Origin of the sequence: Sphingomonas sp. GC_Shp_3, from assembly GCF_026540945.1 — a bacterium.
Taxonomy (GTDB): Bacteria; Pseudomonadota; Alphaproteobacteria; order Sphingomonadales; family Sphingomonadaceae; genus Sphingomonas.
The window spans coordinates 212883-234679 of sequence record NZ_JALNUT010000001.1; the positions used below are offsets into that span (position 1 = coordinate 212883).

Consider the following 21797-nt stretch of genomic DNA (forward strand, 5'->3'; position numbering starts at 1 on the left):
CTTAACGAACATGGTTACGTGTCAATTAACTCGACAAGGTCGAGCCCCTCCAGCAACGCGCGCCGCGCAGCTTCGATCGCCGCCATCAGCGTCGGGTCGCCGATCGCATCGTGGCCGATCTCCTCGGGCCAATGCTGCGTGACGATGCGCTCAATCAGATCGAGCCGCGCGGTGTCGACCAGAAAGCGCGGGTCCACCGTCGCCGGATCAGCGACCACGCGCAGCCGTAGGCAGGCCGGTCCGCCGCCGTTCGCCATCGACTGCCGCACATCCACCACCGCAACACGCCGGATCGGGCCGTTGCCCGCCAGCATCGCGCGCAGGTACGCGCGCACCGTCAGGTTGCTGACCGCCTCACGCGGGACGATCAGCGTCATGCCCCCTTCCGGTGGCGTTACAAGTTGCGCGTTGAACAGGTAGGATGAGATCGCATCGGCAAGGCTCACCTCGGCGGCAGGCACTTCGACGATCTCGACCTCCGGCAGACGTGCGCGCAAATTCGCGTAGAAGCCGGCGCGGTCGGCGAAGGCATGTTCGTGGGTGAAGAGCACGCGCTCGTTCGCGACCGCCACCACGTCATTGTGGAAGGCGCCGGCCGCGATCGCCTCGTCGGATTGCTGCACGAACAGCGTTCGTTCGGGCGCGAGGCCATGCGCGCGCGCCACCGCCGCGCTCGCTTCCGGATGCTGGCGCGCGGGGTATGGGCCGCCGGGCACGCCGTAGACGAACACTTCGACACCGGGTGCGCCGTGGTGCGCGCACAGGCGCATGTGATTGGCGGCACCCTCGTCCCCGAACGGAGCGAGCACCGGCCCGTGCACCACGAAGGCAGGGTCTGCGAAAGCGAGGCGCAACTGTGCGAGCGTGCCCGGCCATTCGTGGCTGCGATGCGGCATCGTCACCAGATTGGCGGCGGAGAGGTGACATCTGCCGTCCGCCGTGTCGGGGGCGGGAGAGACGGTCGCGGCATTGGCCGCCCACATCGCCGAGGCGGACAGCGCCTGCGCCTGTAGATGCGGCGCAGCAGTTGTAAAATCGACCGACAGACTTTCCAGCCAGCGGTGATCCGGGCGGGCGAGCGGCACGAACACGCCTTGCGTCAGCCCAAGCGCGAGGTTCGCGCGCATCTTGGCGATCCCCTCCAGCGCGGCCTTGCGCGGGTGCGACGGCGTGCCGGCACTTGCCGTCGCGGCGAGATTGCCGGGGCTGAGTCCGGCGAAATTGTGGCTCGGGCCGATCAGCCCGTCGAAGTTGATCTCTTTAAGCATCAGTAGCGCGCCACCCAGGCGAGATCGTCACCGTCGATCGCACCGAGACCAGTCGCACAGTCCCGGTCGATCACCACCCCGTCGCCGGCGGCACGCACCTTGCCGTAGGCGCAGCGGAAGTCACCCAGTCGCCCGCACGCGACCAGCGCGGCCTGGCCGCCATCGTCGTCGACCGTAAGCAGGCGGGCGGGGCGGGCGTTGGCGATCGTCTTCACCGTGTCGGTCGGCGCGGTCATGGTCGGGCCGCCGTCGAAGATGTCGACGTATTTGTCGAACGCGAAGCCCTCCATCTCCAGCATCCGCATTGCCGCGCGGCCGGAGGGATGGGGCAGGCCGATCGCGGCGCGGGCCTGTTCGGGCAGCATCGCGACGTAGATCGGGTGTTTGGGAAACAGGTCGGCAATGAACTGGTGGCCGTGGATCGCATTGAACTGGTCGGCATCCTGGAAATTCATGCCGAAGAACCGCCCCGCCAGCCCGTCCCAGAACGGCGAGCCGCCCGCCTCATCGATCACACCGCGCAACTCGGCAAGGATGCGGTCGGCAAAGCGCGCGCGGTGCTGCGCAATGAACATGTAGCGGCTGCGGGCGAGCAGCATACCCAGACCACCGGCGCGCTCCCCCGGGTGCAGGAACAGCCCGCCGACCTCGCTACACCCCTCCAGATCGGTGGTGAGGCTCAACTGGTCGGCGCGGAAGGTGCGGCCAAGCTCCTTGCTGTGCTGGGTCAGCGTGCCCATCCGGTAGCTGTAGAACGGGTAGTGCTGCCCGACGTGCGTGAAGATCTGGCAGGTGCCGCGCACCTCGCCGGTGGCGGTGTTTTCCAGCACCAGCACGAACAGTTCGTCGGCCAGGGTGCCGCCGTTGCTGGCGAAGGCGGCGTGACTCTTGTCGAGCTTCGCCTTGAGCGAGCGTCGGTCGGGCGGCAGGTTGGTAAAGCCGCCGCCGGTCAGCTTCGCCATCTCATAGAGCGGTTGAAGATCCTCGTCGCGCGCGGCGCGGATGCGAAAACTCACAGGCTTCCTTTCTCGGCAATGCGCAGGATGGTGAGCGCCGACAGCGCGGCGCGCTCGGTAAGGCTGTCGGGGATGAGGAATTCCCGGTCGGAATGGATCGCGCCGCCGCGCACGCCCATCGTATCGACGACGGGTACGCCGCATGCCGCGATATTGTTGCCGTCGCACACGCCGCCGGTGTCACGCCAGGCGATGTCGAGGCCGAGGTCGGCACCGGCCTGCTTGACGACACCGAACAGCCGCGCCGCGCCCGCGTCGATCGGCTTGGGCGGGCGATTGAAGCCGCCGTGTACGCTGATCGCGACATCATGCGCCGCTGCGGTGGCGCTGACGGTGGCATCGATATGGGCCCGCGCGCGCTCGATCTCGCCAAGATCGGCTGGACGAAAGTTGACGCGCAGGATGGCAAGATTGGGCACCACGTTGTTCGGTCCACCGCCCTCGATCCGCGCCGGGTTTACCGACAGGCGCGGCGAGCGAGCCTCTGCCAGCCTGAGCGCCACTGCGGCAGCGGCAAGAACGGCGTTGCGGCCATCGTCGGGGTTGCGCCCCGCATGTGCGCTGCGTCCGCGTACCACGATGGAAAAATTGCCGGTGCCGCCGCGCGCACCCGCCAGCGTACCGTCGGGCAGCGCCGGTTCGTAGGTCAGCGCCGCCACTTTGCCGCGTGCGGCGCGTGCGATCAGCGGCGCGGACGAAAACGAGCCGGTCTCCTCATCCGATCCGATCAGCACCTCGTAGCCGATCCGCGCGGCCAGCGGGCTCGCTTCGATGGCGGATAGCGCCGCCAGCATCACCGCAAGGCCGCCCTTCATGTCGGCCACGCCGGGCCCGCTGAGGCTGCCATCCTCTTGCCAGCGCAAGGCCTGGAACGGGTGATCAGCCGGAAACACCGTGTCCATATGCCCGGTCAGCAGCATCTGCACTGGCGCATCGGGCCGCACCGCCAGATGCAGGTGCCGCCCGTGATCGAGCGCCGCGACGCTGCCGTCCGCCAGCACTGTCTCGGCAGGCGCGGGGTCGGCAAGCACCAGCGTGCCCGGCAGCACGGCGAACGCATCGGCGAGTTCACCCGCCACCGCCGCGAGGCCACTGAGATTGCGCGTACCGGAGTTGATCGCCGCCCAACGCTCGGTCAATGCAAGCACCGGCGTCTCGCCGATCCGGGCGATTGTCGCTTGCTCCGAGGTGGAAAGGGTGTTCATCGCGCCAGCCTAGCGCGGGTTCAGGCGTTACTCCACCCGCTCCAGATCGGAGAAGGCGGGCGGGGCGACTACCGCGGTCAGAAACTGTACACGATCGACGCGGTGCTCGACGTATCCGTATTCACGCGACCTTCCGGCGGCGTGCTTTCATACTGTACGGCGTAGGAGAGTTTCGCCGACAACGGCCCGAACAGCTTGGCGTTGATTGCGGTCGTGCTGCTCACCGTGCTGTTGATCCGCTGGAGATAGGCCGATGCCGCCTGCGTGATCGAGATCGCGCGGTTGAGCTTCAGGTTGAAATCCATCGATCCACGCGCGGCGAAGCTGTTCTCCTCCGTTTCATCGGTGAACGACGTGCGCCGATATGCTGGCCCGACTTCGAGATCGAGTTTGACGTTGGACGCGCGCACGACGCCATAGCCGGCACCGACCGACGTCGCATAGCGGTCGTAATAGCCGAGGAACCGGTCGCTTTCGTAACTGCCGGTGCCGTAGATATAGCCGCGCTCCGAGAACTTGTAGTTCGGCTCGTACGACGCGAGGTAATGCTCGCGGCTGATGACGCCGCTGCTCTGCTTGTAGTCGACCGCGACGTTTACAGTGTGCTTCCACCGCAACGTCTCGCGGCTGAGCTTCACCGCCGCGCTCACGCCGAGATCGTTGGTGTTGCCCGTGGTCGCGTAGCCGCCAAGCTGCACGCTGCCTTTCCACAGGTCGAGCGGCCCGGCCTCGACGATCGTCTCGACCCGCTTCGCCTCACGCGCCTTGCGCCAGCCATCGACGGAGGCCTTGATCGTCTTCGCCGCCTCGGGCGCCGCGTTCGACGCGTATTTCGAGATGATGGTGATGTCGTTCTCGTTGCCCGACGCGATCGCCGCGTCGAGCATCGCCTTCAACTGCGGCGGGATAGGCTGCTCGTTTTTCGCCGTCGAGGGAGAGGCAGTGGGCGGGGCAGTCGCCGGGACTGGCGACGGCTCCGGAACGGGCGCCGCGATGAGGATCACCGGAGGAAGCATCGACGTGCCTTAGCATCCGCCACGCTGTGGCGAAAATGAGGCCGTCGTAGCGCCGGGTCCGCTTGCCGCATCAGCCGAGATGCCCGGCGAACATCTCCAGAATCTCTTCGTACAACGCCTTCTTGAAGGGCACGATCAGCACCGGCAGATCCGCAGGATCGATCCAGCGCCAGGCGATGAACTCTTCATGTTCGGTGGCGATGTTCACGTCGCTATCCTCGCCGTGAAAGCGGTACAGGAACCAGCGCTGGCGCTGCCCGCGCCATTTGCCCTTCCACACCTTGCCGACGAGATCGGGCGGCAGATCATAGCTCAGTTCACGTGGGCCGACCGCGATCAGCGAAACCTTGTCGGGCGTGATGCCGGTTTCCTCGCCCAACTCGCGCAACGCCGCCGTTTCGGCATCCTCGCCGGGGTCGATCCCGCCCTGCGGCATCTGCCACGCCTCGACGCTGGCGTCCTTGCGCTGGCCGACGAACACCTTGCCGTCACGGTTCAGGATCATCAGCCCGGCGCAGGGGCGATAGGGCAGCGAATAGATATTGGTCGTGTCGGTCATGGTGCGCCCGCTCTCGTGAAAAAGTCAGCCGTCTTATGCTCGGGGGCTTGTGTGTTCCGCAATCATTGTCTTTGCCGCCTCTAATGCGCCGGCGCAGTCCGCTACCGCAGAGGGAAGCGCCTGTCGTAGCGTGACGAAGCCGTGCACCATCCCGGCCGCCTCGCGGAACGTCACCGGCACACCCGCTTGTGCCAGCGCGGCGGCATAGGCGCGGCCTTGGTCACGGATCGGATCGAGCCCGGCGGTGAGAATAACCGCCGGCGGCATGCCGGCAGACACGCCGGCGAGCGGGGAGGCGCGCAGGTCATGCTGGTCGGCGCGGTAGGCGTCCCGGAACCATGCGAGACTTGCCCGGTCGAGCAGATAGCCGCTCTCGAAGTCGATCAGGCTGGGATAGTCGCGCGTGCCGTCCGTCGCCGGGTAGAACAGCAGGTGTGCGATCACAGGCACGGCAGCAGGCGTATCGCGCAGCGCCATGGCGGTGACGATGGCGAGATTGCCGCCCGCGCTGTCGCCGCACAGCACGAGGCTGGTGACGGTTCGCGGCAGAAGCTTCGGAGCGCTTGCCGCCCAATGCGCGGCCGCGACGCAATCTTGCGGCGCGGACGGCCACGGATGCTCCGGCGCGAGCCGGTAATCGACGGCAAGCACCGGCAGGTCGAGCGCCCGCGCCATCTCCGCGCAAAAGCTGGCGTGCGTGTCGAGATCACCGATCACGAACCCGCCGCCGTGGAAGAACACCACCATCGGCCCGGCATCTCGCTCTGCCCGCGCATCGAACAGCCGCGCCGGCAGAGCGCCGGCCAGTCCGGGTATGGTCACGTCGATGATCGCGCCGAGTGGTCCCAGCGGCAGATCGGCGATATCCTTGATCGCGCGCAGCGATTGCCGCGCCCGCGCGGCGTCCATTTCGTGCATGCGCGGACCGGGTGCCGCGTTCAGGAAGGCGAGGAAGGCACGCACATCGGGTCGGACGAACACTTCCACGGATAAGGCTCCATCAGCCGGTGCTTTGCGGTCGGGCCGCCGCGACCTTACCTAGGCAGCGTGATCAATGTCGTCCACCATCCCGCCTATGTTTCGGCCGCGCATGTGCGCAGCCCCAGTCAGCTCAGCAAGAACGGCCTCGTCCGCGATTTGCTGCGTGCCGAGGGGGAGGAGATCGTCTGGCACGAACCCGACCGCATCCCGCGCGTCTGGCTGGAGGCGGTGCATGACGCGGATTACGTTGCCGAGGTACTGGAGGCACGTGTGCCGCCCGACAAGGAGCGCCGCATTGGCTTCGCGGTAAGCGAGGGTGTCGCAGAACGCTCGCAACGGGTCGTCGGGGGTACGTGGCTCGCAGGCCAGCTCGCGCTTGAGCACGGCTTCGCCGCCAACACCGCCGGCGGCAGCCACCACGCGTTGGCCGGCACTGGCGCCGGCTATTGCGTGCTCAACGACCTCGCGGTGGCGGCGGTGCGACTGGTGGAGGAGGGCACCGTCGAGCGGGTGATCGTGGTTGATTGCGACGTGCATCAGGGCGACGGCACCGCCTCACTGTGCGCGGGACGGCCCGAGATCGCCACCTATTCGATCCATGCGGAGAAGAACTTTCCCGTCCGCAAGGCGCGGTCAACGCTCGACGTGCCGCTCGCCGATGGCACCGGCGACGACGCGTATCTCACCGCGCTGGCGGACAGCCTTGCGCCCATGCTCGACAGCGTGCGGCCCGGATTGATCCTCTATCAGGCCGGGGTCGATCCGTTTGGCGGCGATCGGTTGGGCCGCCTCGCGCTGACCGAACCTGGCCTGATCGCGCGCGACCGTTTGGTTGCGGATCTCGCCATCGCACGCGGCATCCCGCTCGCCAGCACGGTCGGTGGCGGCTACGGCGCGGATACCGCCGCGATCGCCGCGCGCCATGTCGCGGCGATCCTCACGCTGGGACGCGCCTTTGCGAGTACTTGATCCGTTCCGGCACATCCCCACATGTTGGATTGCGAGGGCATTGGCGCCATGCTAGTGGCCTGCCGCTGTGGATCACAGGGGCGCATTCGGTCTACATATGACATACATCGTTGATTTCCGGGCAAGAATAGCCCTCCCGTGAGCACAAACCTGATCAGCGCGGCCGATCCCGCGCCCGCTGGAGTCGATTCCACGACGTCCGGCCACGCCGCGCATGGTGGTGAGGGCCTTCCAAAGCTCGCGCTCGGCGCGATCGGGGTTGTGTTCGGCGACATCGGCACAAGTCCGCTCTACGCGTTTCGCGAGACGTTCGCCGGACACCACAAGCTCGACGTGGACGCGTTCCACATCATGGGTGTTTGCAGCCTGATCTTCTGGTCGATGCTGCTGGTCGTAACGATCCAGTACGTCACCATCATCATGCGCGCCGACAACAAGGGTGAGGGCGGCAGTCTCGCCCTGCTCGCGCTGATTTCGGGCCGCGTGAAGCAGATCCGCTGGTCTCGCGGTATCGTATTGCTCGGCGTATTCGCGACTGCGCTGTTCTACGGCGACAGCATGATAACGCCGGCCGTTACCGTGCTCGGCGCGGTAGAGGGGCTCGCCGTCGCGCAGCCAAGCCTGTCGCATCTGGTGCTGCCGCTGTCGGGGCTCATCATCATCGCGCTGTTCGTCATCCAGTCCAAGGGCACTGCCAAGATCGGGCTGTTCTTCGGACCCGTGATGCTGCTGTACTTCGTGGTGATCGCCGCGCTCGGCATCGCCAGCATCGTCAAGACGCCGGGCGTGCTGTGGGCATTGTCACCGCATTACGCCGCCTTGTTCTTCGTCCACGATCCGCTGCGTGCGTTTCTCGCGCTGGGTTCGGTCGTGCTGGCGGTGACGGGCGCGGAGGCGCTCTATGCCGACATGGGGCATTTCGGGCGCAACCCGATCCGCGTGTCGTGGATGTTCTTCGTGCTGCCGGCGCTAATGCTCAACTACATGGGGCAGGGCGCGCTGCTGTTCCGTGACGCGGGCGCGTTGGAGAGCCCATTCTACAAACTCGCCCCGGCCGGCTGGGAACTCCCGCTCGTGCTGATCGCGACGGCGGCGGCGATGATCGCCAGCCAGGCGGTGATCTCCGGCGCGTTCTCCGTCACCCAGCAGGCGATCCAGCTCGGTTTTATGCCGCGCCTGCGCATCGAACACACCAATGCGCAGACGGCGGGGCAGATCTACATCCCGCTCATCAACTGGCTGCTGCTGACCATGGTGCTGCTGCTGGTCGCGTTCTTCCGCAGTTCGTCAAACCTCACCGCCGCTTACGGTATCGCGGTTACGGGTGCGATGCTGATCGACACCTGCCTGCTGGTGGTGGTGTTGAGGCGGTTGTGGAACTGGTCAATCTGGGCGGCGGCGCCACTGCTGGCGGTGTTCTTTCTGGTGGATGGCGCGTACTTTACGGCCAATCTTACCAAGATCGTGTCCGGCGGCTGGTTCCCGCTGCTCGCTGGCTTCATCATCTTCACGATCCTGACGACCTGGTCGAAGGGCCGTCAGTTGATGATCGCGCGGATGCGGGAGGGGGCAATGCCGATCAAGGTGTTCATCCAGTCCGCCGCCAGTGCCGCCACGCGCGTGCCCGGCACGGCCGTGTTCATGACCTCCACGCCGGAAGGTGTGCCGCACGCGCTGCTCCATAACCTCAAGCACAACAAGGTGCTGCACGAGCGTATCGTGCTGCTGACGGTGAAGATCGTCGATGAACCGTATGTGGCGGAAGGGCAGCGCTGCTACCTCGAGGATCTCGACCACGGCTTCCACCGCATGGTGCTGAAGTATGGCTTCATCGAGGAGCCGGACGTGCCGGTCGCGCTGGCCAACGTGCATCGCTGCGGCGCCGAGTTCCGCATGATGGACACGAGCTTCTTCCTCGCCCGGCAGACACTGCTGCCATCGTCGCGCCCGGGCATGATGATCTGGCGCGAGAAGTTGTTCGCGTGGCTGTTACGTAATGCCGAAAGTGCGATGGAGTTCTTTCGCCTGCCGACCAACCGCGTCGTCGAACTCGGCAGTCAGCTGGAGATTTGACCGAGCCTGCGCCAATCATCGTCACGGCGCTGTTCGGAAAGACCGACGCAGCGTTCTTCGACGGCCTGCGTCGGCAGCACTTCCCGCCCGAGCGCAACCACCTCGCCGCCCATCTGACGATGTTCCACCATCTGCCGCCCGCTATCGCGGCGGAGCTGAAGCAGCGTCTGTCGGCCGAAACGCGCGGCGTGCCGGCGCCGGACGCGCGAGTCGGTGGCCTGATGTCGCTCGGCGGCGGCGTCGCGTTCCGCATCGAAAGCCCGGCGCTATTGGCGATTCGCGCCGGTCTTGCCGATGCGTTCGCAGCCCTGCTGATGCCGCAGGACAAGGCCGGCTGGCGTCCGCACGTCACCATCCAGAACAAGGTGCCGCCCGCACAGGCGAAGGCGCTGCTGCACACGCTGGAGGCGGAATTCCGGCCGCGCACCGTGGCGATCGCCGGTCTGGCGAGCTGGTATTACCGTGGCGGGCCATGGGAACCGCTATCCCGTCACATGTTTACTTGACCGCGCGGTTTCCGGCACATATAGGCGCGCCTCCGAATGGCAGGGCGAAGTAGCTCAGCTGGTTAGAGCACGGGAATCATAATCCTGGGGTCGGGGGTTCAAGTCCCTCCTTCGCTACCATTCGGACCTATATCCGCGCCGCGAAGGCCCGATGCGGATCGTTCAGCACCAGCATCGCATCCCGCCGCGCCAGCGCGATCAGGCTGAGCCCGTGCGCGCGTGCGCGATCCACCGCCAGTGCGGTCGGCGCGGAGATACCAACCAGCAGCGCCGCGCCCGCCACCAACGCCTTGTCGACCATCTCGAAGCTGATCCGCGAGGTGACGAGCAGGAACCCCGCCGCGATATCCTCACCCGCACACGCGCCGATCAGCTTGTCGAGCGCATTGTGCCGCCCGACATCCTCGCGTGCCACCCGCACCATGCCCGCGTCGTCGCACCACGCGGCGGCGTGCAGCGCGCCGGTGCGGGCGGTAAGCGGCTGATGCGCGCGGATCGCCTCCAGCGCGGCGAACAGCGCGGCGACGTCGGTGTGCGGGGCGGGGGCGGGCCGCGCGACCGAGCGGACCACCTGTTCCAGCCCGGACACGCCGCACAGCCCGCACGCCGTCTCGCTGGTGCGGTGGCGTACGCGGTCGTGGATGCGGCCCGCGCACCGCTGCGTGACGGTGGCGCGGACGATCCAGCCGGAGGGCGTCTCGAACGGATCGAGATCGAGCAGGTCGGCGATCGAATCAATCAGCCGCTCGGTCAGCAGGAACCCGGTGGCGAGATCGGCGAGCGCGTCCGGCGTCGCCATCAGCACCGCATAGCCGATGCCGTTGATCTCGATCGCGACCGGGGTCTCCACCGCAATCTCCCGGCTTGCCGTGTGGGCGCCGTCGCGGCCGAGCACGAGCACGGTTTCGGTGCGCGCGGTCATGCCGGCAGGTCCGCCGGCGTGTTGACGTTGCGTAAAGGGCCGGGCGCGGGCACCGCCGTCGCCCCGATCGACTCGGCCCAGCGGCGGATCGACAGTGCGCCGTCCTTCACGCCAGTCGTGTATCCGCCCAGCCGCTCCGCCAGCCCACCCGCCGCCGCAACCGGCCAGCAGCCCAGGATCGGCGCATCCGCGCAATAGGCCGGCGCGGCGGCGATCAGGGTGTCGAGCAGCGCGTCCGGCACCTCCGGCATGTCGCACCCGATCGTCAGCACATGGTCGAAGCCCTCGGCGCGGGCATGGCCGAGCGCGGCGGCGATCCCGCCGAGCGGGCCAAGCCCCGCCACCGGCACATCGGCGAGCATCGGCAGTCCGCCCCAAGCCCGCCCGCACACCACTATCGCGCCGACCAACGGCTCCAGCGCCGCCTGCGCATGCGCGATCAGCGGCTGCCCGCCGAACAGCGCGAGCGCCTTGTCGCTGCCGAAGCGGCTCGACGCACCACCGGCGATAATTGCGCCGAGAAGGGTGGGATGTGTCATCAATGCTGGCCCTTGCTGTGCCCGTACGTTGTAGCGATCGTGGCGCGCTTGTCGTCAACCAAGCCCGGCGGCAACGTATCCCTTTCTCGGCCAAGGCCGGGTCGACTTATGGTATGCGGGTAAACGGGCGCGGTGCTGAGCGCCAAAGCTCAAGCTTATCTCCACAAACCCAATCCTCGCCCGCCCACGTTTGCGCTGGCGCCCCACCACACCCATGTTGCAATCCCCGGCGCTTGCCTCAATAGCATCGCCCGCAAAGCCCAAGCTGGAAGCCGTTCATGACCACCCATACCACCCGCATGTTGATTCTCGGCTCCGGCCCGGCCGGCCTCACCGCCGCCATCTACGGCGCGCGTGCCGGCATGAAACCGATCCTCGTGCAGGGCATCCAGCCCGGCGGCCAGTTGATGACCACCACCGATGTCGAGAATTACCCCGGCTTCGCGGACGTGATCCAGGGTCCATGGCTGATGGAGCAGATGCAGAAGCAGGCCGAGCATGTCGGCACCCGGCTGATGTACGACACCGTCGTCGAAGTCGACGTGTCGCAGCGCCCGTTCCGTCTGATCGGTGACGGCGGCGACGTGTACGAGGGCGACACGCTCGTCATAGCCACCGGCGCGCAGGCCAAGTGGCTCGGCCTCGATAGCGAGGAGGCGCTGAAGGGCAAGGGCGTCAGCGCCTGCGCGACCTGCGACGGCTTCTTCTATCGCGGCAAGAAGGTCGCAGTGATCGGTGGTGGCAACACTGCGGTCGAGGAGGCGTTGTACCTCACCAACCATTCGCCCGACGTGACGATCATCCACCGCCGCGACCATTTCCGTGCGGAAAAAATCCTTCAGGAGCGGCTGTTCGCGCACAAGGGCGTGACGGTGCTGTGGAACAAGGAAGTCGCCGAGTTCGTCGACGGCGGCGGCACCGCGGGTCTCGTCGCGCTGCAGCTACGCGATACGGTGACGGGCGAACTGTCGCGGCTCGATGTGGACGGCGGTTTCGTCGCGATCGGCCACCATCCGGCGACCGAGCTGTTCCGGGGCCACATCGCGCTCGACGAGGATCATTACATCACGGTCGAGACCGGCACGACCAAGACCAACGTCCCCGGCGTGTTCGCCTGCGGCGACGTGATGGACAAGCATTACCGCCAGGCGGTGACGGCGGCGGGCAGCGGCTGCATGGCCGCGCTCGACGCGGAACGCTTCCTGGCGGAGCAGGATTTCAAGCTGGCCGAAGCGGCAGAGTAAAGCCCCGCTTCGTCGCCGCGTACTGTGCGGCGGCAAACATCACAATGCCGCGAGGATCTGCTCCAGCAGCCAGTCGTCGTCGCCCGGCAAAGCGAAGCTGTGCGACGCGCTGTCCAGCATCGCGACCGGCGCAATCAGCCCGGCATCCTTGGTCGCATGCCTGTACGCGATCGCGGTCGCATCGCCGCGTGCCAGCAGGATGGCGCTGCGCGCCCCCCAGCCATGCAGCGCGGCGATCAGTCGGGCAGCCAAAGCCCCTTCTTCGGGCGCGGGGGCTCGCGCAACTTTGCGCAAACCTTTCGCGACTTTGCCCAGGCTTACCCCTCCGGTAGCGAGCCGTAGCCACTCCTTCGGCGTACGTAGCGCTGCCGCGTAGCGTGCCCGGATCGCGGCGGCGGGCGGCAGATCGCCGCCGCCTGCAGTCACCCAGGGATTGGCGAGGATCAGCCGGTCGATGCCCGCACACTCGCCGAACAGCGCCAGCGCGGTCGCTGCATCGCAGTTGCCGAAGGCCACCAGCCGGCGCAGGCCGGTCTCCGCCGTGAAGGTCGCCGCCGCCGCTGCGATGTCGGGCGCGGCACTCAGAAAGCCGCTGTTCTCGCCACTGGAGTCGCCTACGCCGCGCCGGTCAAATCGGAAAACCGGCACCCCCGCCTTCGCCAAACGCTGGGCTAGCAGAGCCATACCCCGATGCGCGCCACTGCGCACCTCATTGCCGCCGGAGACGATCAGCAGGCCGGTTTCGCCGCTGGCCTTATCCAGCGTGCCGAGCAATCGCTCGCCCGCACAGGCAAAGGCGATCAGCCGCCGCATCGCGTGATCCATTCGGCAATGTCGTCTGCGAGTAGCGCGGCAAGCGCCAGGTCGTTGCCCGGTTCCGCCCGCCGCCACAACGGCGCGCCTTCAACCTTGCGATCGGCAGGCAGCGGGTCGCTGGCCAGCCGGAGCGTGCGCAGCGGCACGCCGACGGTGGCCGCAACCGCATCATCATCCGCCAGCGCGCCGAACAGCGAAAGCGCGATACGGTTGCCGGCGAGGAGTATCGGCGCGTCGGTGTCTGCGTCGATCCTCACCGCGACTGTCTCGCCACGCGCCCGCGCGCCCGTTGTCGTCGCGCGCCGCAGCTCGGCCAGCACCGCCGCGCCTGCGATCGGCGCAAGCCGCCAGCGGCTCACCAGCGCCGCCTCGACATCCACGACCGCGCCGCTGCGCAGCGCTACGCCGTGCACGCTGCGACCGACCTGCACCGCGGCGGCGGCGAAGGCGGCGCGCCAGTCTTCGAACCGGGCGTCTTCGGTTGGCAACAGGCTTTCACCTTGGCCCGGCAGGTCGGGCAGCGCACTCGCCACCCCGCGCGCGGCAAGCGCCCGGCACAGGCCAACCGCGAACGCGCGCAGGCGGTTGGCCTCCTCGAACAGCGGCATTGCGATGATCGCCAGCGGACCCGTATCGGGGCCGAAGCGCAGCATCGCCTCGCGGCCGCCGCGCCAGTCGTAGTGGTCGATCACCGCGCGCGCGTGCGCGAGAGTGGGCGGGAGACCACGGCCACCGCCGCTAGCGCGCCCGCGTCCGCGCCACCGTCACTGCGGCACCTTGTCCGTCGCAAAGCGCACCAGCGCGCCGAAGGTCTCCAGCATCTCGCCATCGACCTCGTCGTCGTCGATCAGGATGCCGAGCCGCTCCTCCATTTCCGTCAGCACGCCCGCCACCGCCATCGAGTCCAATTCCGGCATCGCGCCGAACAGCGGCGTCTCGTCACGCAGTTCGGCGGCGCGCGCGTCGCTCAGTCCCAACACATCGCGCAACACGCCGCGCACGGTGGTTTCGACAATGTAAGTATCATTTGGCAGCACTGTACGCCCCGTCATCCTGCTTTTGCAGGCGGGTTAGAGAAAGCCAAGCCGTCTGCCAAGGGTGGCGCGAGCCGCAACCTCTTCACAGCGCAGCAGGCTCGGCTATCAGGGGTGGATGATCGCGCTCGATCCCGTGCCACGTCCGATCGACACTTTGCCTGCGCTTGGAGGTGCGGGGGCGGTGGCACTCGCCTTACGCGATGAGACGCTTCGCTATGCCGACCTGGAAGCGCGCACCGGCGCAATCGCCGCGTGGCTCGCCAAGGCGGTGGGCAAGGGCGGCCGGGTGGCGAGTTGGCTGCCCAAGACCGCGACCGCGTGCGTGCTGCCGCTCGCGGTGCCGCGTGGCGGATTGGTGCATGTGCCGATCAATCCCGTGCTGAAACGCGGGCAGGTCTCGCACATCCTCGCCGATAGCGGCGCATCGGTGCTGGTGACGCAAGCCCCGCGCGCCGCCACGCTGGAGCCGGGCGATATGCCGCCGGGTTGCCGGATCGTACTGGAGGAGGAGATCGTCGGCGATGACGTCCTGCCGCCATCGCGATCCGATCCGAGTACGCTGGCGGCGATCCTCTATACCTCCGGGTCTACCGGCAAACCCAAGGGGGTAATGCTCAGCCACGCCAACCTGTGGTTGGGCGCGATCAGCGTGGCGCATTATCTGAAGATCTCGCCGGAGGATCGCGTGCTCGCCGTGCTGCCGCTGAGCTTCGATTACGGTCAGAACCAGTTGTTCTCGACCTGGGCGGCGGGGGCGAGCGTCGCCCCGCTCGATTACCTCACCGCGCGCGATGTGGTGAAGGCGGTCGAGCGGATGGAGGCGACGACGCTGGCGGGGGTACCGCCGCTGTGGGTACAGTTGCTCGACGCCGAGTGGCCGGCGGAGACTGCGGCGCGGCTGCGGCGGCTGACCAATTCGGGCGGTGCGCTGACCCGCCCGATCATCGCCGGGCTTCGCGCGCGCTTCCCCAACGCGGATTTGTACCCGATGTACGGACTGACCGAGGCCTTCCGATCGACCTACCTCGCGCCCGATCTGGTCGACGCCCACCCGGACGCGATCGGCCGGGCGATCCCGTTTGCAGAGGTGATGGCGGTAGCCGCCGACGGGACGCGCGCCGCGCTGAATGCCCCGGGCGAGCTGGTTCATGCCGGGCCGCTTGTCGCGCAAGGTTATTGGCAGGACCCGGAGCGCACCGCTGCACGCTTCCGCCCCGCGCCGGATTGGACGGCGAGCGGCGGGATGGCGGTGTGGTCGGGCGATACCGTGTTCGAGGGCGCGGACGGGCTGTTCCGCTTCGTTGGGCGTGACGACGAGATGATAAAAAGCGCGGGCAACCGCATCAGCCCGACCGAGATCGAGGATGCTGTGCTGCGCGGTGGTGAGGCAGGCGAGGCGGTGGCGATGGGCGTACCCGATGCCCGGCTCGGGCAGACGATCGTTGTGGTGGCGCGGGCGATCGGCGATGCCGGCAGCGCGGAGGCGGCGTTGCGCGAGCGGCTGCGGCGGGAGTTGCCGAGCTTCATGCAACCGGCGCGCTATGAATGGCGCGCGACGCTCCCGCTCAACGCCAACGGCAAACTTGACCGCGCGACGTTGCGCCGCGAGGTGACGGCATGAAGCCGATGGGGACGATACCTGCCGACTATGCCGGCATGCCGCTGACGATTGCCGGACGCAGCGCGGAAGCGTGGGCGGAGGCGGCTGGCGATACGCCGCTGTTCGTCTATGATTTCGCCGCGATCGCGCGACGGATCGCGCGGTTTCGCGCGGCGTTCCCGCACGTCGATCTGCATTACGCGATCAAGGCCAATCCGTTTGCGCCGCTGCTTGAGGCAATGGCGCCGCTGGTCGATGGCTTCGATGTTGCTTCGGCTGGGGAACTGGCGCGGATCGCCGGGCTGAAATGGGGCGCGGCGGTGAGCTTCGCCGGGCCGGGCAAGCGTCGCGACGAGATCGAGGCGGCGATCCGCGCCGGCGTGACGATCAACCTCGAATCCGAAGGTGAGGCGGCGCGGGCGATCGCGATCGGTGATATGCTTGGCGTCGTGCCGCGCCTTGCCGTGCGGGTGAACCCGGAGATCGAGCTGCGCGGATCGGGGATGCGGATGGGCGGGCGCGCGTCGCCGTTCGGGATCGACGCCGATCGCGCCGCCGCCGTTGCCAGCGAGGTGATCGAGGCGGGCGCGGATTGGCGCGGGTGGCATATCTTCGCCGGCTCGCAGGCGCTCGACGAAGGCGCGATCATCGAAACGCAGGCGGAGACGCTGGCGCTGGCGGCGCGGCTTAGCGAGCAGGTCGGCGTTACGCCGCCGCTGGTCAATCTGGGCGGCGGGTTCGGCATCCCGTACTTCCCGGGCGAGGTGCCGCTCGATATCGAGAGTGTCGGCGCGGCGCTGTGCGCGCGGCTGGCGGACTTGCCAGCGGTGCTGGCGGGCGCACGTTTCGCGATGGAACTCGGGCGCTGGCTGGTCGGAGAGGCGGGCGTGTATCTGACGCGCGTGGTCGATCGCAAGGTGAGCCGGGGCGAGACCTTCATCGTCACCGATGGCGGCATGAACCACCAGCTTGCCGCGACCGGCAACCTCGGCACGGTGGTGCGCCGCAACTATCCGGTCGGCGTGGCGACTGCCGCCGCCGATACGTCGCGCGAGGTTGCCAGCGTGGTTGGCCCGCTTTGCACGCCGCTCGACCGGCTGGCCGACCGGGTGGGGATCGCGCGGGCTGGGCCGGGCGATCTCATCGCGGTGTTCATGGCGGGGGCGTACGGGCTGTCGGCCAGCCCCGCCGGGTTCCTCGGCCATGCGGCCCCGCGCGAAATCCTGGCGGGCGTCCCGGACGTTCCTAACGCAATCTTCACCTCTCCACAGGCATAGCCAGACCATCGCCGCGAGCCTGCACGCAAGACACACGCGTACAGGATGTAGCAGCAGGGAGTTTGGTGAATGCGTAACTCGGGGCTTCTCAAGGGCTTGATGACGACCAGCGGGATCGCGTTGGCGCTGAATGGCTGCGCGACTGGCGGTGGCACGCAATTGCCGCCCGCCGCCTTCGTCGCGACGCAGGAGCAGCCGGGCGAGGAATATGTCATCGGCCCGCTCGACCAGCTCAACATCTTCGTGTGGCGCAACCCCGAACTGTCGGCGAAGGTGCAGGTGCGTCCCGATGGCCGGATCACCACGCCGCTCATCAACGACATGCCCGCCGTCGGCAAGACGCCGGCGATGCTCGCGGACGACATGAAGATTGCGCTTGGCGAATACATCAAGGACCCTATCGTCTCCGTCATCGTAGAGAATTTCTCAGGCACGTTCAGCCAACAGGTCCGTATCGTTGGTGCCACCGCAAAGCCCGCATCGATCCCGTACCGCGCGAACATGACGCTGCTCGACGCGATGATCGCGGTGGGGGGACTAAGCGAATATGCGGCGGGCAACCGTGCCAAGCTCGTCCGCTACGACCGCACCACCGGCAAGCAGGTCGAGTATAACGTCAAGCTGTCCAACCTGCTGAAGAACGGTGATTCGAAGGCGAACGTTCGGCTGGAGCCGGGCGACGTCATCATCATTCCTGAGAGCATGTTCTGAGGGGGCGCGCCGAGTGAACGGTCTCTTTGACGAACTGCGGATCGCGATCCATTCGATCTGGATGCGGCGCTGGCTTGCGCTTGGCGTGGCATGGGGCGTGGCGGTGGTCGGCTGGTTGTTCGTGGCGCAGATTCCAAGCAGCTACGAATCGACCGCGCGCGTGTTCGCTCAGATGCAGACGATCCTGCCGGCGGCGGTGGGCATCACGCCCGCCGACCAGCAGAAGGACCTCGACACGGTTCGCCAGACGCTGACCTCTGCCGACAATCTCGAAAAGGTCGTGCGCGGCACCGATCTCGCCAACACCGTCGCGACCGACAAGGATGTGGCGGACAGGGTGGCGGCGCTCCAGCAGGCGGTGAAGATCACCTCTGAGCAGGACAATACCTTTACCATTTCGGTCGCGCAGCGCAGCCCCAGGATCGCACGGCAGGTGGTGCAGAAGCTGCTCGACCTGTTCGTCGAACAGAACCTTTCCGGTGACAAGGCCGAGACCACCTCGACCCTGCAATTCCTCGACCAGCAGCTCGCGCAGAAGCAGAAGCAGCTTCAGGATGCCGAGACAAAGCGCGAGGCGTTCCAGAACCAGTTCCTCGGTTCGCTGCCCGGTACCGGATCGATCGCGGACCGGCTGGCGGCGGCGCGTGCGCAGATGTCGCAGGTCGACAGCGATCTGGCAGCGGCGCAGTCGAGCCTCGCGGTGGTGAATGGCCAGATGGCGGGCACGCCGGCGAGCGTGCCCGGCGCGGCGGCGAGCGCGGGTAGCGCCGGGCCGGCGCGCGCCCGACTGGCGGCGATCCAGGGCCAACTCGCCGATGCGCGGGCGCGGGGTTATACCGAACAGCACCCGGACGTGGTCGCGCTGAAAAGCCAGTTGGCGGCGGCGCAGGCGGCGGCGCGCAACGAGCCGCTGGTCGGCGGCACGGGCGCGGGCGCAGGTGCATCCAACCCGCTGTATCTTCAGTTGAAGTCCAATCAGGCTGACAAGCAGGCGCAGGTCGCCGCTGCGCTCAGCCGCAAGCGGCAGTTGCAGGGTGATATCGACGCGATCAGCGCGAAGCTGACCGGTGACTCTTCGCAAATGCAGGAACAGTCGCAGATCGAGCGTGACTATCAGGTGCTGAAAGACAGCTACGACAAGCTGCTCTCCGACCGCGAGGACGTGCGCTTACGCGGGCAGGCGCAGTCGCAGACCGATCAGATCAAGTTCAGCGTGCTCGACCAGCCGAGCGCACCGCGCGTGCCGACCTCGCCCAATCGTCCGCTGTTGCTGACCGGTGTGCTGATCGCGGCGCTGGCGGTGGGTGGCGGTGCGGCGTTCGCGATGACGCAGGTGCAGACCACCTTCCCGACCGCGAAGCGGCTGGAGGCGGCGACCGGCCTCACTGTGATCGGGTCGATCGGCGAAGCGGTGACAAAGGCGCAGATCGCACAGCGGCGGCGACAGCTTGGCTATTTTGGCGGCGGTGCGGCGGCCCTGGTGGTCGCCTGGGTGGCGTTGCTCGGCGTCGAGATGCTCCAGCGAGGACTTGCGGCATGAACGACCTTACGCCTCGCAAGACGGGCGGTTCGCTGATCGAGCGTGCCGCCAAGGTGTACGATTTCAACGCCGAACTGCGCGCACGAAACCCGCTGCCGCCGGTGGACGACGCGCCCGCGCCGGTGCCGCTGAAGGTGGTCGAGCCGGTCGTGGCGGAAACACCGGTGTTCACGCCCCCGGCCGTTAGGGGTGCTGTCGCGGTGATCGACCGCGCAATGCTTGCCGCCAAGGGGCTGCTAGTACCGGACGCGCCGGTCGGCGCGCTCGCCGAGGAGTTCCGGCTGGTCAAGCGGCAGTTGATGGTCACCGCGCGCAGCCTTCGCGCCGCCGATGCGGACAAATCGCGCACGATCCTCGTCTGTTCGGCAAAGCCGAACGACGGCAAGACCTATTGCGCGGTCAACCTCGCGATTTCGATGGCGGCGGAGCGTGAGGTCGAGGTGATCCTCGTTGACGCGGACTTCGCCAAGCCCGACGTGATGGCGCGGCTCGGCATTGCCGAGAGCATGGGTCTACTCGACGCGCTCGCTGATCCGGCAGTAGATATCGAAGACTGCGTGGTGCGCACTGATATCGCGCAGTTAAGCGTGCTGCCCGCCGGCACCAAATCGCATAACGACACCGAACTGCTCGGCAGCGCACGAACCGCCAAGCTGATCGCCCGGCTGCTTGCCGCCGATCCGCGCCGCGTGCTGATCTTCGATTCGCCGCCAGTGCTGGCGGCGTCGCCCGCCGCCGTGCTGGCGCATCATGTCGGACAGACGGTGATGGTGGTGCGCGCCGACAGGACGGTGGAAAGCGACTTGCGTGAGGCGGTCGCGCTGCTCGACGGGTGCGAGGAAATTCAGCTGTTGCTCAATGCGGTCAGCTATGCGCCCGGCGGCCGCCGTTTCGGCAGCTATTACGGGCAGGAGGAAAGCAAATGAAGGCTCTGCTGCTGAGCGGCGCGGCCTGCGCCGCGCTCATCGCGATCCCTGCACAGGCGCAGCGGTCGAAATCTATCACGCCGTATATCGAGCTTGCGCAGACGGTCGACGCCGATCTCACCAACAACGACGTGCTGACCTATTCCACGATCGCGGCCGGTGTGGATGCCAACATCCACACCACGCGCACCGACGTGCAGGTGAGCTACCGCTACGAACGGCGCATCGCCTGGAACAAGGACATCGGCGATAATGACGTCCACAGCGGCCTTGCTCGCGCCAACGTGCGGGTGGCGCCGGGGGTGAGCCTCGAGGGCGGCGCGCTGGCGGTGCGGACGCGGAACGACATCCGTGGTGCCGCGCCGATCAACCTCGCCGCCGATAACGACAACATCAGCCAAGTCTATTCGGTTTATGCCGGGCCGACCGTGGCCACCAATGCCGGCCCGGTGCAGCTCAACGCGGCCTATCGCTACGGCTATACCAAGGTGGAGACGCCGGGTGCGACGTTGGTCGCACCGGGTGCGCCGAAGCTCGACACCTTCGATAGCGAGCAGAGCCACGTCGTCACCGCCTCCGCTGGCGTCAAGGCGGGTGAGGTCCTGCCGGTCGGCGTGACGGTCAGCGGTGCATACGAACGCGACACGCAGAACCAGCTTCGTCAGCGTTACGAGGGCAAATACGCGCGCGGTGACGTGGTTCTGCCGGTCACGCGGACGCTGGCGGTACGCGCCGGCGCAGGATACGAAAACATCAAGGTCACGCAGAAGGATGCGTTGCTGGACGCGGCGGGCAACGTCGTGACCGATCGCAACGGGCGCTTCGTCACCAACGAAGCCTCGCCGCGCCGGATCGCGTACGAGACGGACGGGCTGATTTACGACGCGGGCGTGATCTGGCGGCCATCGCCGCGCACGCTGCTGACCGCGAATGTCGGCCGCCGCTATGGCGGCACGATCTACACCGGATCGTTCTCCTACGCGCCGACGCGTTCGGTCAGCCTGCAGATCGGGGTGTACGACGGCGTCACCACGTTCGGGCGCCAGCTTCAGGACGGGATCGGCCGCTTGCCGACGACGTTCATCACGCAGCGCGATGCGTTCGGCCAGCAGTTCGGCGGCTGTACCTTCAGCACCGGCAACTCGGCGGGTGGCTGCCTGAACGGTGCGCTCCAGTCGATTTCGACCTCTGCGTATCGCGCACGCGGCGTCGATGCGATCCTGTCGGCCAGCCGCGGCCCGATCAGCTACGGCGTCGGCGCGGGCTATGCCAACCGCCGTTTCTACGCCCCCGAGGGTGAGGGCTTCACCGTCGACGGCGTCGAGGACGACAGCTATTACGCGCAAGCCTATGTCGGCCTGACGCTCGATCCGGTGTCGAGCATCAACGCGGATATCATCGCGAACTACTATAAGTCGGGGATCGTCGGCTCGCGCGGCATCTACAGCGAGGGCGCAACCGTAAGTTACTACCGCAGCTTCGGACGGTTGGGCGCGAGCGCGACCGCCGGGCTCTACAATTTCAGCCAGCAGGGCCTTCGCGACCAGACCTCCGCGCAGGGTCAGGTCGGCATGCGGTACAGTTTCTGAGGA

Annotated in this window: 21 protein-coding genes and 1 tRNA gene; 11 read left to right on the top strand and 11 right to left on the bottom strand. The window is 67.3% G+C overall.

Annotation, left to right across the window (positions count from 1 at the left end):
* Window positions 1-14 precede the first annotated feature (14 nt).
* The 6 genes from OXR00_RS01120 to OXR00_RS01145 all read right to left on the bottom strand — a co-directional run bounded on the left by OXR00_RS01120 (window position 15) and on the right by OXR00_RS01145 (window position 5982).
* The gene (locus tag OXR00_RS01120; RefSeq protein ID WP_267386183.1) at window positions 15-1268 is read right to left on the bottom strand and encodes an N-succinylarginine dihydrolase; all 1254 of its coding nucleotides are present in this window, start codon (window positions 1266-1268) and stop codon (window positions 15-17) included.
* On the bottom strand, window positions 1268-2284 hold the full coding sequence (locus OXR00_RS01125) for an arginine N-succinyltransferase (RefSeq protein WP_267386185.1): 1017 nt from the start codon (window positions 2282-2284) through the stop codon (window positions 1268-1270). Before OXR00_RS01125 ends, OXR00_RS01120 begins: the two co-directional genes overlap by 1 nt.
* Entirely contained in the window at window positions 2281-3489 is a 1209-nt protein-coding gene (locus OXR00_RS01130; protein WP_267386187.1) for a hydrolase, read from the bottom strand. Before OXR00_RS01130 ends, OXR00_RS01125 begins: the two co-directional genes overlap by 4 nt.
* A gap of 77 nt (window positions 3490-3566) precedes the next feature.
* Window positions 3567-4505, bottom strand: a complete 939-nt coding sequence (locus OXR00_RS01135) for a DUF481 domain-containing protein (protein WP_267386189.1) — start codon at window positions 4503-4505, stop codon at window positions 3567-3569.
* 70 nt (window positions 4506-4575) lie between these two features.
* Complete coding sequence (locus OXR00_RS01140; protein ID WP_267386191.1) at window positions 4576-5064, bottom strand: RNA pyrophosphohydrolase; 489 nt, start codon at window positions 5062-5064, stop codon at window positions 4576-4578.
* A gap of 33 nt (window positions 5065-5097) precedes the next feature.
* Window positions 5098-5982 carry an alpha/beta hydrolase gene (locus OXR00_RS01145; RefSeq protein WP_346731981.1) on the bottom strand — a complete coding sequence of 295 codons (885 nt, stop codon included), beginning with the start codon at window positions 5980-5982 and terminating at the stop codon, window positions 5098-5100.
* Between the two features lie 129 nt (window positions 5983-6111).
* On the opposite strand from OXR00_RS01145, the gene OXR00_RS01150 reads away from it, so the two are divergent.
* From OXR00_RS01150 to OXR00_RS01165, 4 genes are all read left to right on the top strand, one after another.
* On the top strand, window positions 6112-7014 hold the full coding sequence (locus OXR00_RS01150; protein ID WP_267386194.1) for a histone deacetylase: 903 nt from the start codon (window positions 6112-6114) through the stop codon (window positions 7012-7014).
* A gap of 138 nt (window positions 7015-7152) precedes the next feature.
* Window positions 7153-9087: a potassium transporter Kup gene (locus OXR00_RS01155; RefSeq protein WP_267386195.1), complete on the top strand. Its 1935-nt coding sequence runs from the start codon at window positions 7153-7155 to the stop codon at window positions 9085-9087.
* Window positions 9084-9593, top strand: coding sequence for a 2'-5' RNA ligase family protein (locus OXR00_RS01160; RefSeq protein ID WP_267386196.1), 510 nt, complete (start codon window positions 9084-9086; stop codon window positions 9591-9593). Before OXR00_RS01155 ends, OXR00_RS01160 begins: the two co-directional genes overlap by 4 nt.
* 43 nt (window positions 9594-9636) lie before the next feature.
* Window positions 9637-9713: transfer RNA gene (locus tag OXR00_RS01165), tRNA-Met, on the top strand.
* 7 nt (window positions 9714-9720) lie between these two features.
* Here the strand turns inward: OXR00_RS01165 and fdhD are convergent.
* Window positions 9721-10515, bottom strand: a complete 795-nt coding sequence (gene fdhD / locus OXR00_RS01170; RefSeq protein WP_267386197.1) for a formate dehydrogenase accessory sulfurtransferase FdhD — start codon at window positions 10513-10515, stop codon at window positions 9721-9723.
* Window positions 10512-11054 carry a molybdenum cofactor guanylyltransferase gene (locus OXR00_RS01175; RefSeq protein WP_267386198.1) on the bottom strand — a complete coding sequence of 181 codons (543 nt, stop codon included), beginning with the start codon at window positions 11052-11054 and terminating at the stop codon, window positions 10512-10514. Before OXR00_RS01175 ends, fdhD begins: the two co-directional genes overlap by 4 nt.
* Window positions 11055-11332: 278 nt before the next feature.
* Between OXR00_RS01175 and trxB the strand changes: the two genes are divergently transcribed.
* A complete protein-coding gene (gene trxB, locus OXR00_RS01180; RefSeq protein ID WP_267386199.1) occupies window positions 11333-12298 on the top strand; it encodes a thioredoxin-disulfide reductase in 966 nt (321 codons plus the stop codon).
* A gap of 39 nt (window positions 12299-12337) precedes the next feature.
* On the opposite strand, the gene OXR00_RS01185 is transcribed toward trxB, so the two are convergent.
* The 3 genes from OXR00_RS01185 to OXR00_RS01195 form a co-directional block, all read right to left on the bottom strand.
* Complete coding sequence (locus tag OXR00_RS01185; protein ID WP_267386200.1) at window positions 12338-13111, bottom strand: hydrolase 1, exosortase A system-associated; 774 nt, start codon at window positions 13109-13111, stop codon at window positions 12338-12340.
* Window positions 13099-13806, bottom strand: coding sequence for a hypothetical protein (locus tag OXR00_RS01190; protein ID WP_267386201.1), 708 nt, complete (start codon window positions 13804-13806; stop codon window positions 13099-13101). Before OXR00_RS01190 ends, OXR00_RS01185 begins: the two co-directional genes overlap by 13 nt.
* A 72-nt stretch (window positions 13807-13878) precedes the next feature.
* Entirely contained in the window at window positions 13879-14166 is a 288-nt protein-coding gene (locus tag OXR00_RS01195) for a phosphopantetheine-binding protein (RefSeq protein ID WP_267386202.1), read from the bottom strand.
* A gap of 100 nt (window positions 14167-14266) precedes the next feature.
* Here OXR00_RS01195 and OXR00_RS01200 point away from each other — a divergent pair, with 100 nt between their 5' ends.
* The 6 genes from OXR00_RS01200 to OXR00_RS01225 all read left to right on the top strand — a co-directional run bounded on the left by OXR00_RS01200 (window position 14267) and on the right by OXR00_RS01225 (window position 21794).
* Window positions 14267-15772 carry an acyl-CoA ligase (AMP-forming), exosortase A system-associated gene (locus OXR00_RS01200; protein ID WP_267386204.1) on the top strand — a complete coding sequence of 502 codons (1506 nt, stop codon included), beginning with the start codon at window positions 14267-14269 and terminating at the stop codon, window positions 15770-15772.
* Window positions 15769-17028 (top strand): pyridoxal-dependent decarboxylase, exosortase A system-associated, encoded by a 1260-nt coding sequence (locus OXR00_RS01205; RefSeq protein WP_267386205.1) that lies wholly within the window; start codon window positions 15769-15771, stop codon window positions 17026-17028. Before OXR00_RS01200 ends, OXR00_RS01205 begins: the two co-directional genes overlap by 4 nt.
* Before the next feature lie 69 nt (window positions 17029-17097).
* Window positions 17098-17739, top strand: a complete 642-nt coding sequence (locus OXR00_RS01210) for an XrtA/PEP-CTERM system exopolysaccharide export protein (RefSeq protein ID WP_242146086.1) — start codon at window positions 17098-17100, stop codon at window positions 17737-17739.
* Window positions 17740-17752: 13 nt separating this feature from the next.
* Window positions 17753-19279, top strand: a complete 1527-nt coding sequence (locus OXR00_RS01215) for an XrtA system polysaccharide chain length determinant (RefSeq protein ID WP_267386206.1) — start codon at window positions 17753-17755, stop codon at window positions 19277-19279.
* Window positions 19276-20205 (top strand): AAA family ATPase, encoded by a 930-nt coding sequence (locus OXR00_RS01220; RefSeq protein WP_267386207.1) that lies wholly within the window; start codon window positions 19276-19278, stop codon window positions 20203-20205. Before OXR00_RS01215 ends, OXR00_RS01220 begins: the two co-directional genes overlap by 4 nt.
* Window positions 20202-21794 (top strand): hypothetical protein, encoded by a 1593-nt coding sequence (locus OXR00_RS01225; RefSeq protein WP_267386208.1) that lies wholly within the window; start codon window positions 20202-20204, stop codon window positions 21792-21794. The genes OXR00_RS01220 and OXR00_RS01225 overlap by 4 nt, the downstream gene beginning before the upstream one ends.
* The last annotated feature ends 3 nt before the right edge of the window (window positions 21795-21797 follow it).

Excerpts from the sequence above, each read along its gene's own strand:
- OXR00_RS01130 (WP_267386187.1), bottom strand. The coding sequence starts at position 3,489 with ATGAACACCCTTTCCACCTCGGAGCAAGCGACAATCGCCCGGATCGGC.
- OXR00_RS01135 (WP_267386189.1), bottom strand. The coding sequence starts at position 4,505 with ATGCTTCCTCCGGTGATCCTCATCGCGGCGCCCGTTCCGGAGCCGTCG.
- OXR00_RS01175 (WP_267386198.1), bottom strand. The coding sequence starts at position 11,054 with ATGACACATCCCACCCTTCTCGGCGCAATTATCGCCGGTGGTGCGTCG.
- OXR00_RS01205 (WP_267386205.1), top strand. The coding sequence starts at position 15,769 with ATGAAGCCGATGGGGACGATACCTGCCGACTATGCCGGCATGCCGCTG.
- OXR00_RS01195 (WP_267386202.1), bottom strand. The coding sequence starts at position 14,166 with ATGACGGGGCGTACAGTGCTGCCAAATGATACTTACATTGTCGAAACC.
- OXR00_RS01220 (WP_267386207.1), top strand. The coding sequence starts at position 19,276 with ATGAACGACCTTACGCCTCGCAAGACGGGCGGTTCGCTGATCGAGCGT.
- trxB (WP_267386199.1), top strand. The coding sequence starts at position 11,333 with ATGACCACCCATACCACCCGCATGTTGATTCTCGGCTCCGGCCCGGCC.
- OXR00_RS01185 (WP_267386200.1), bottom strand. The coding sequence starts at position 13,111 with ATGCGGCGGCTGATCGCCTTTGCCTGTGCGGGCGAGCGATTGCTCGGC.
- fdhD (WP_267386197.1), bottom strand. The coding sequence starts at position 10,515 with ATGACCGCGCGCACCGAAACCGTGCTCGTGCTCGGCCGCGACGGCGCC.
- OXR00_RS01210 (WP_242146086.1), top strand. The coding sequence starts at position 17,098 with ATGCGTAACTCGGGGCTTCTCAAGGGCTTGATGACGACCAGCGGGATC.
- OXR00_RS01120 (WP_267386183.1), bottom strand. The coding sequence starts at position 1,268 with ATGCTTAAAGAGATCAACTTCGACGGGCTGATCGGCCCGAGCCACAAT.
- OXR00_RS01225 (WP_267386208.1), top strand. The coding sequence starts at position 20,202 with ATGAAGGCTCTGCTGCTGAGCGGCGCGGCCTGCGCCGCGCTCATCGCG.
- OXR00_RS01200 (WP_267386204.1), top strand. The coding sequence starts at position 14,267 with ATGATCGCGCTCGATCCCGTGCCACGTCCGATCGACACTTTGCCTGCG.
- OXR00_RS01140 (WP_267386191.1), bottom strand. The coding sequence starts at position 5,064 with ATGACCGACACGACCAATATCTATTCGCTGCCCTATCGCCCCTGCGCC.
- OXR00_RS01145 (WP_346731981.1), bottom strand. The coding sequence starts at position 5,982 with ATGCACGAAATGGACGCCGCGCGGGCGCGGCAATCGCTGCGCGCGATC.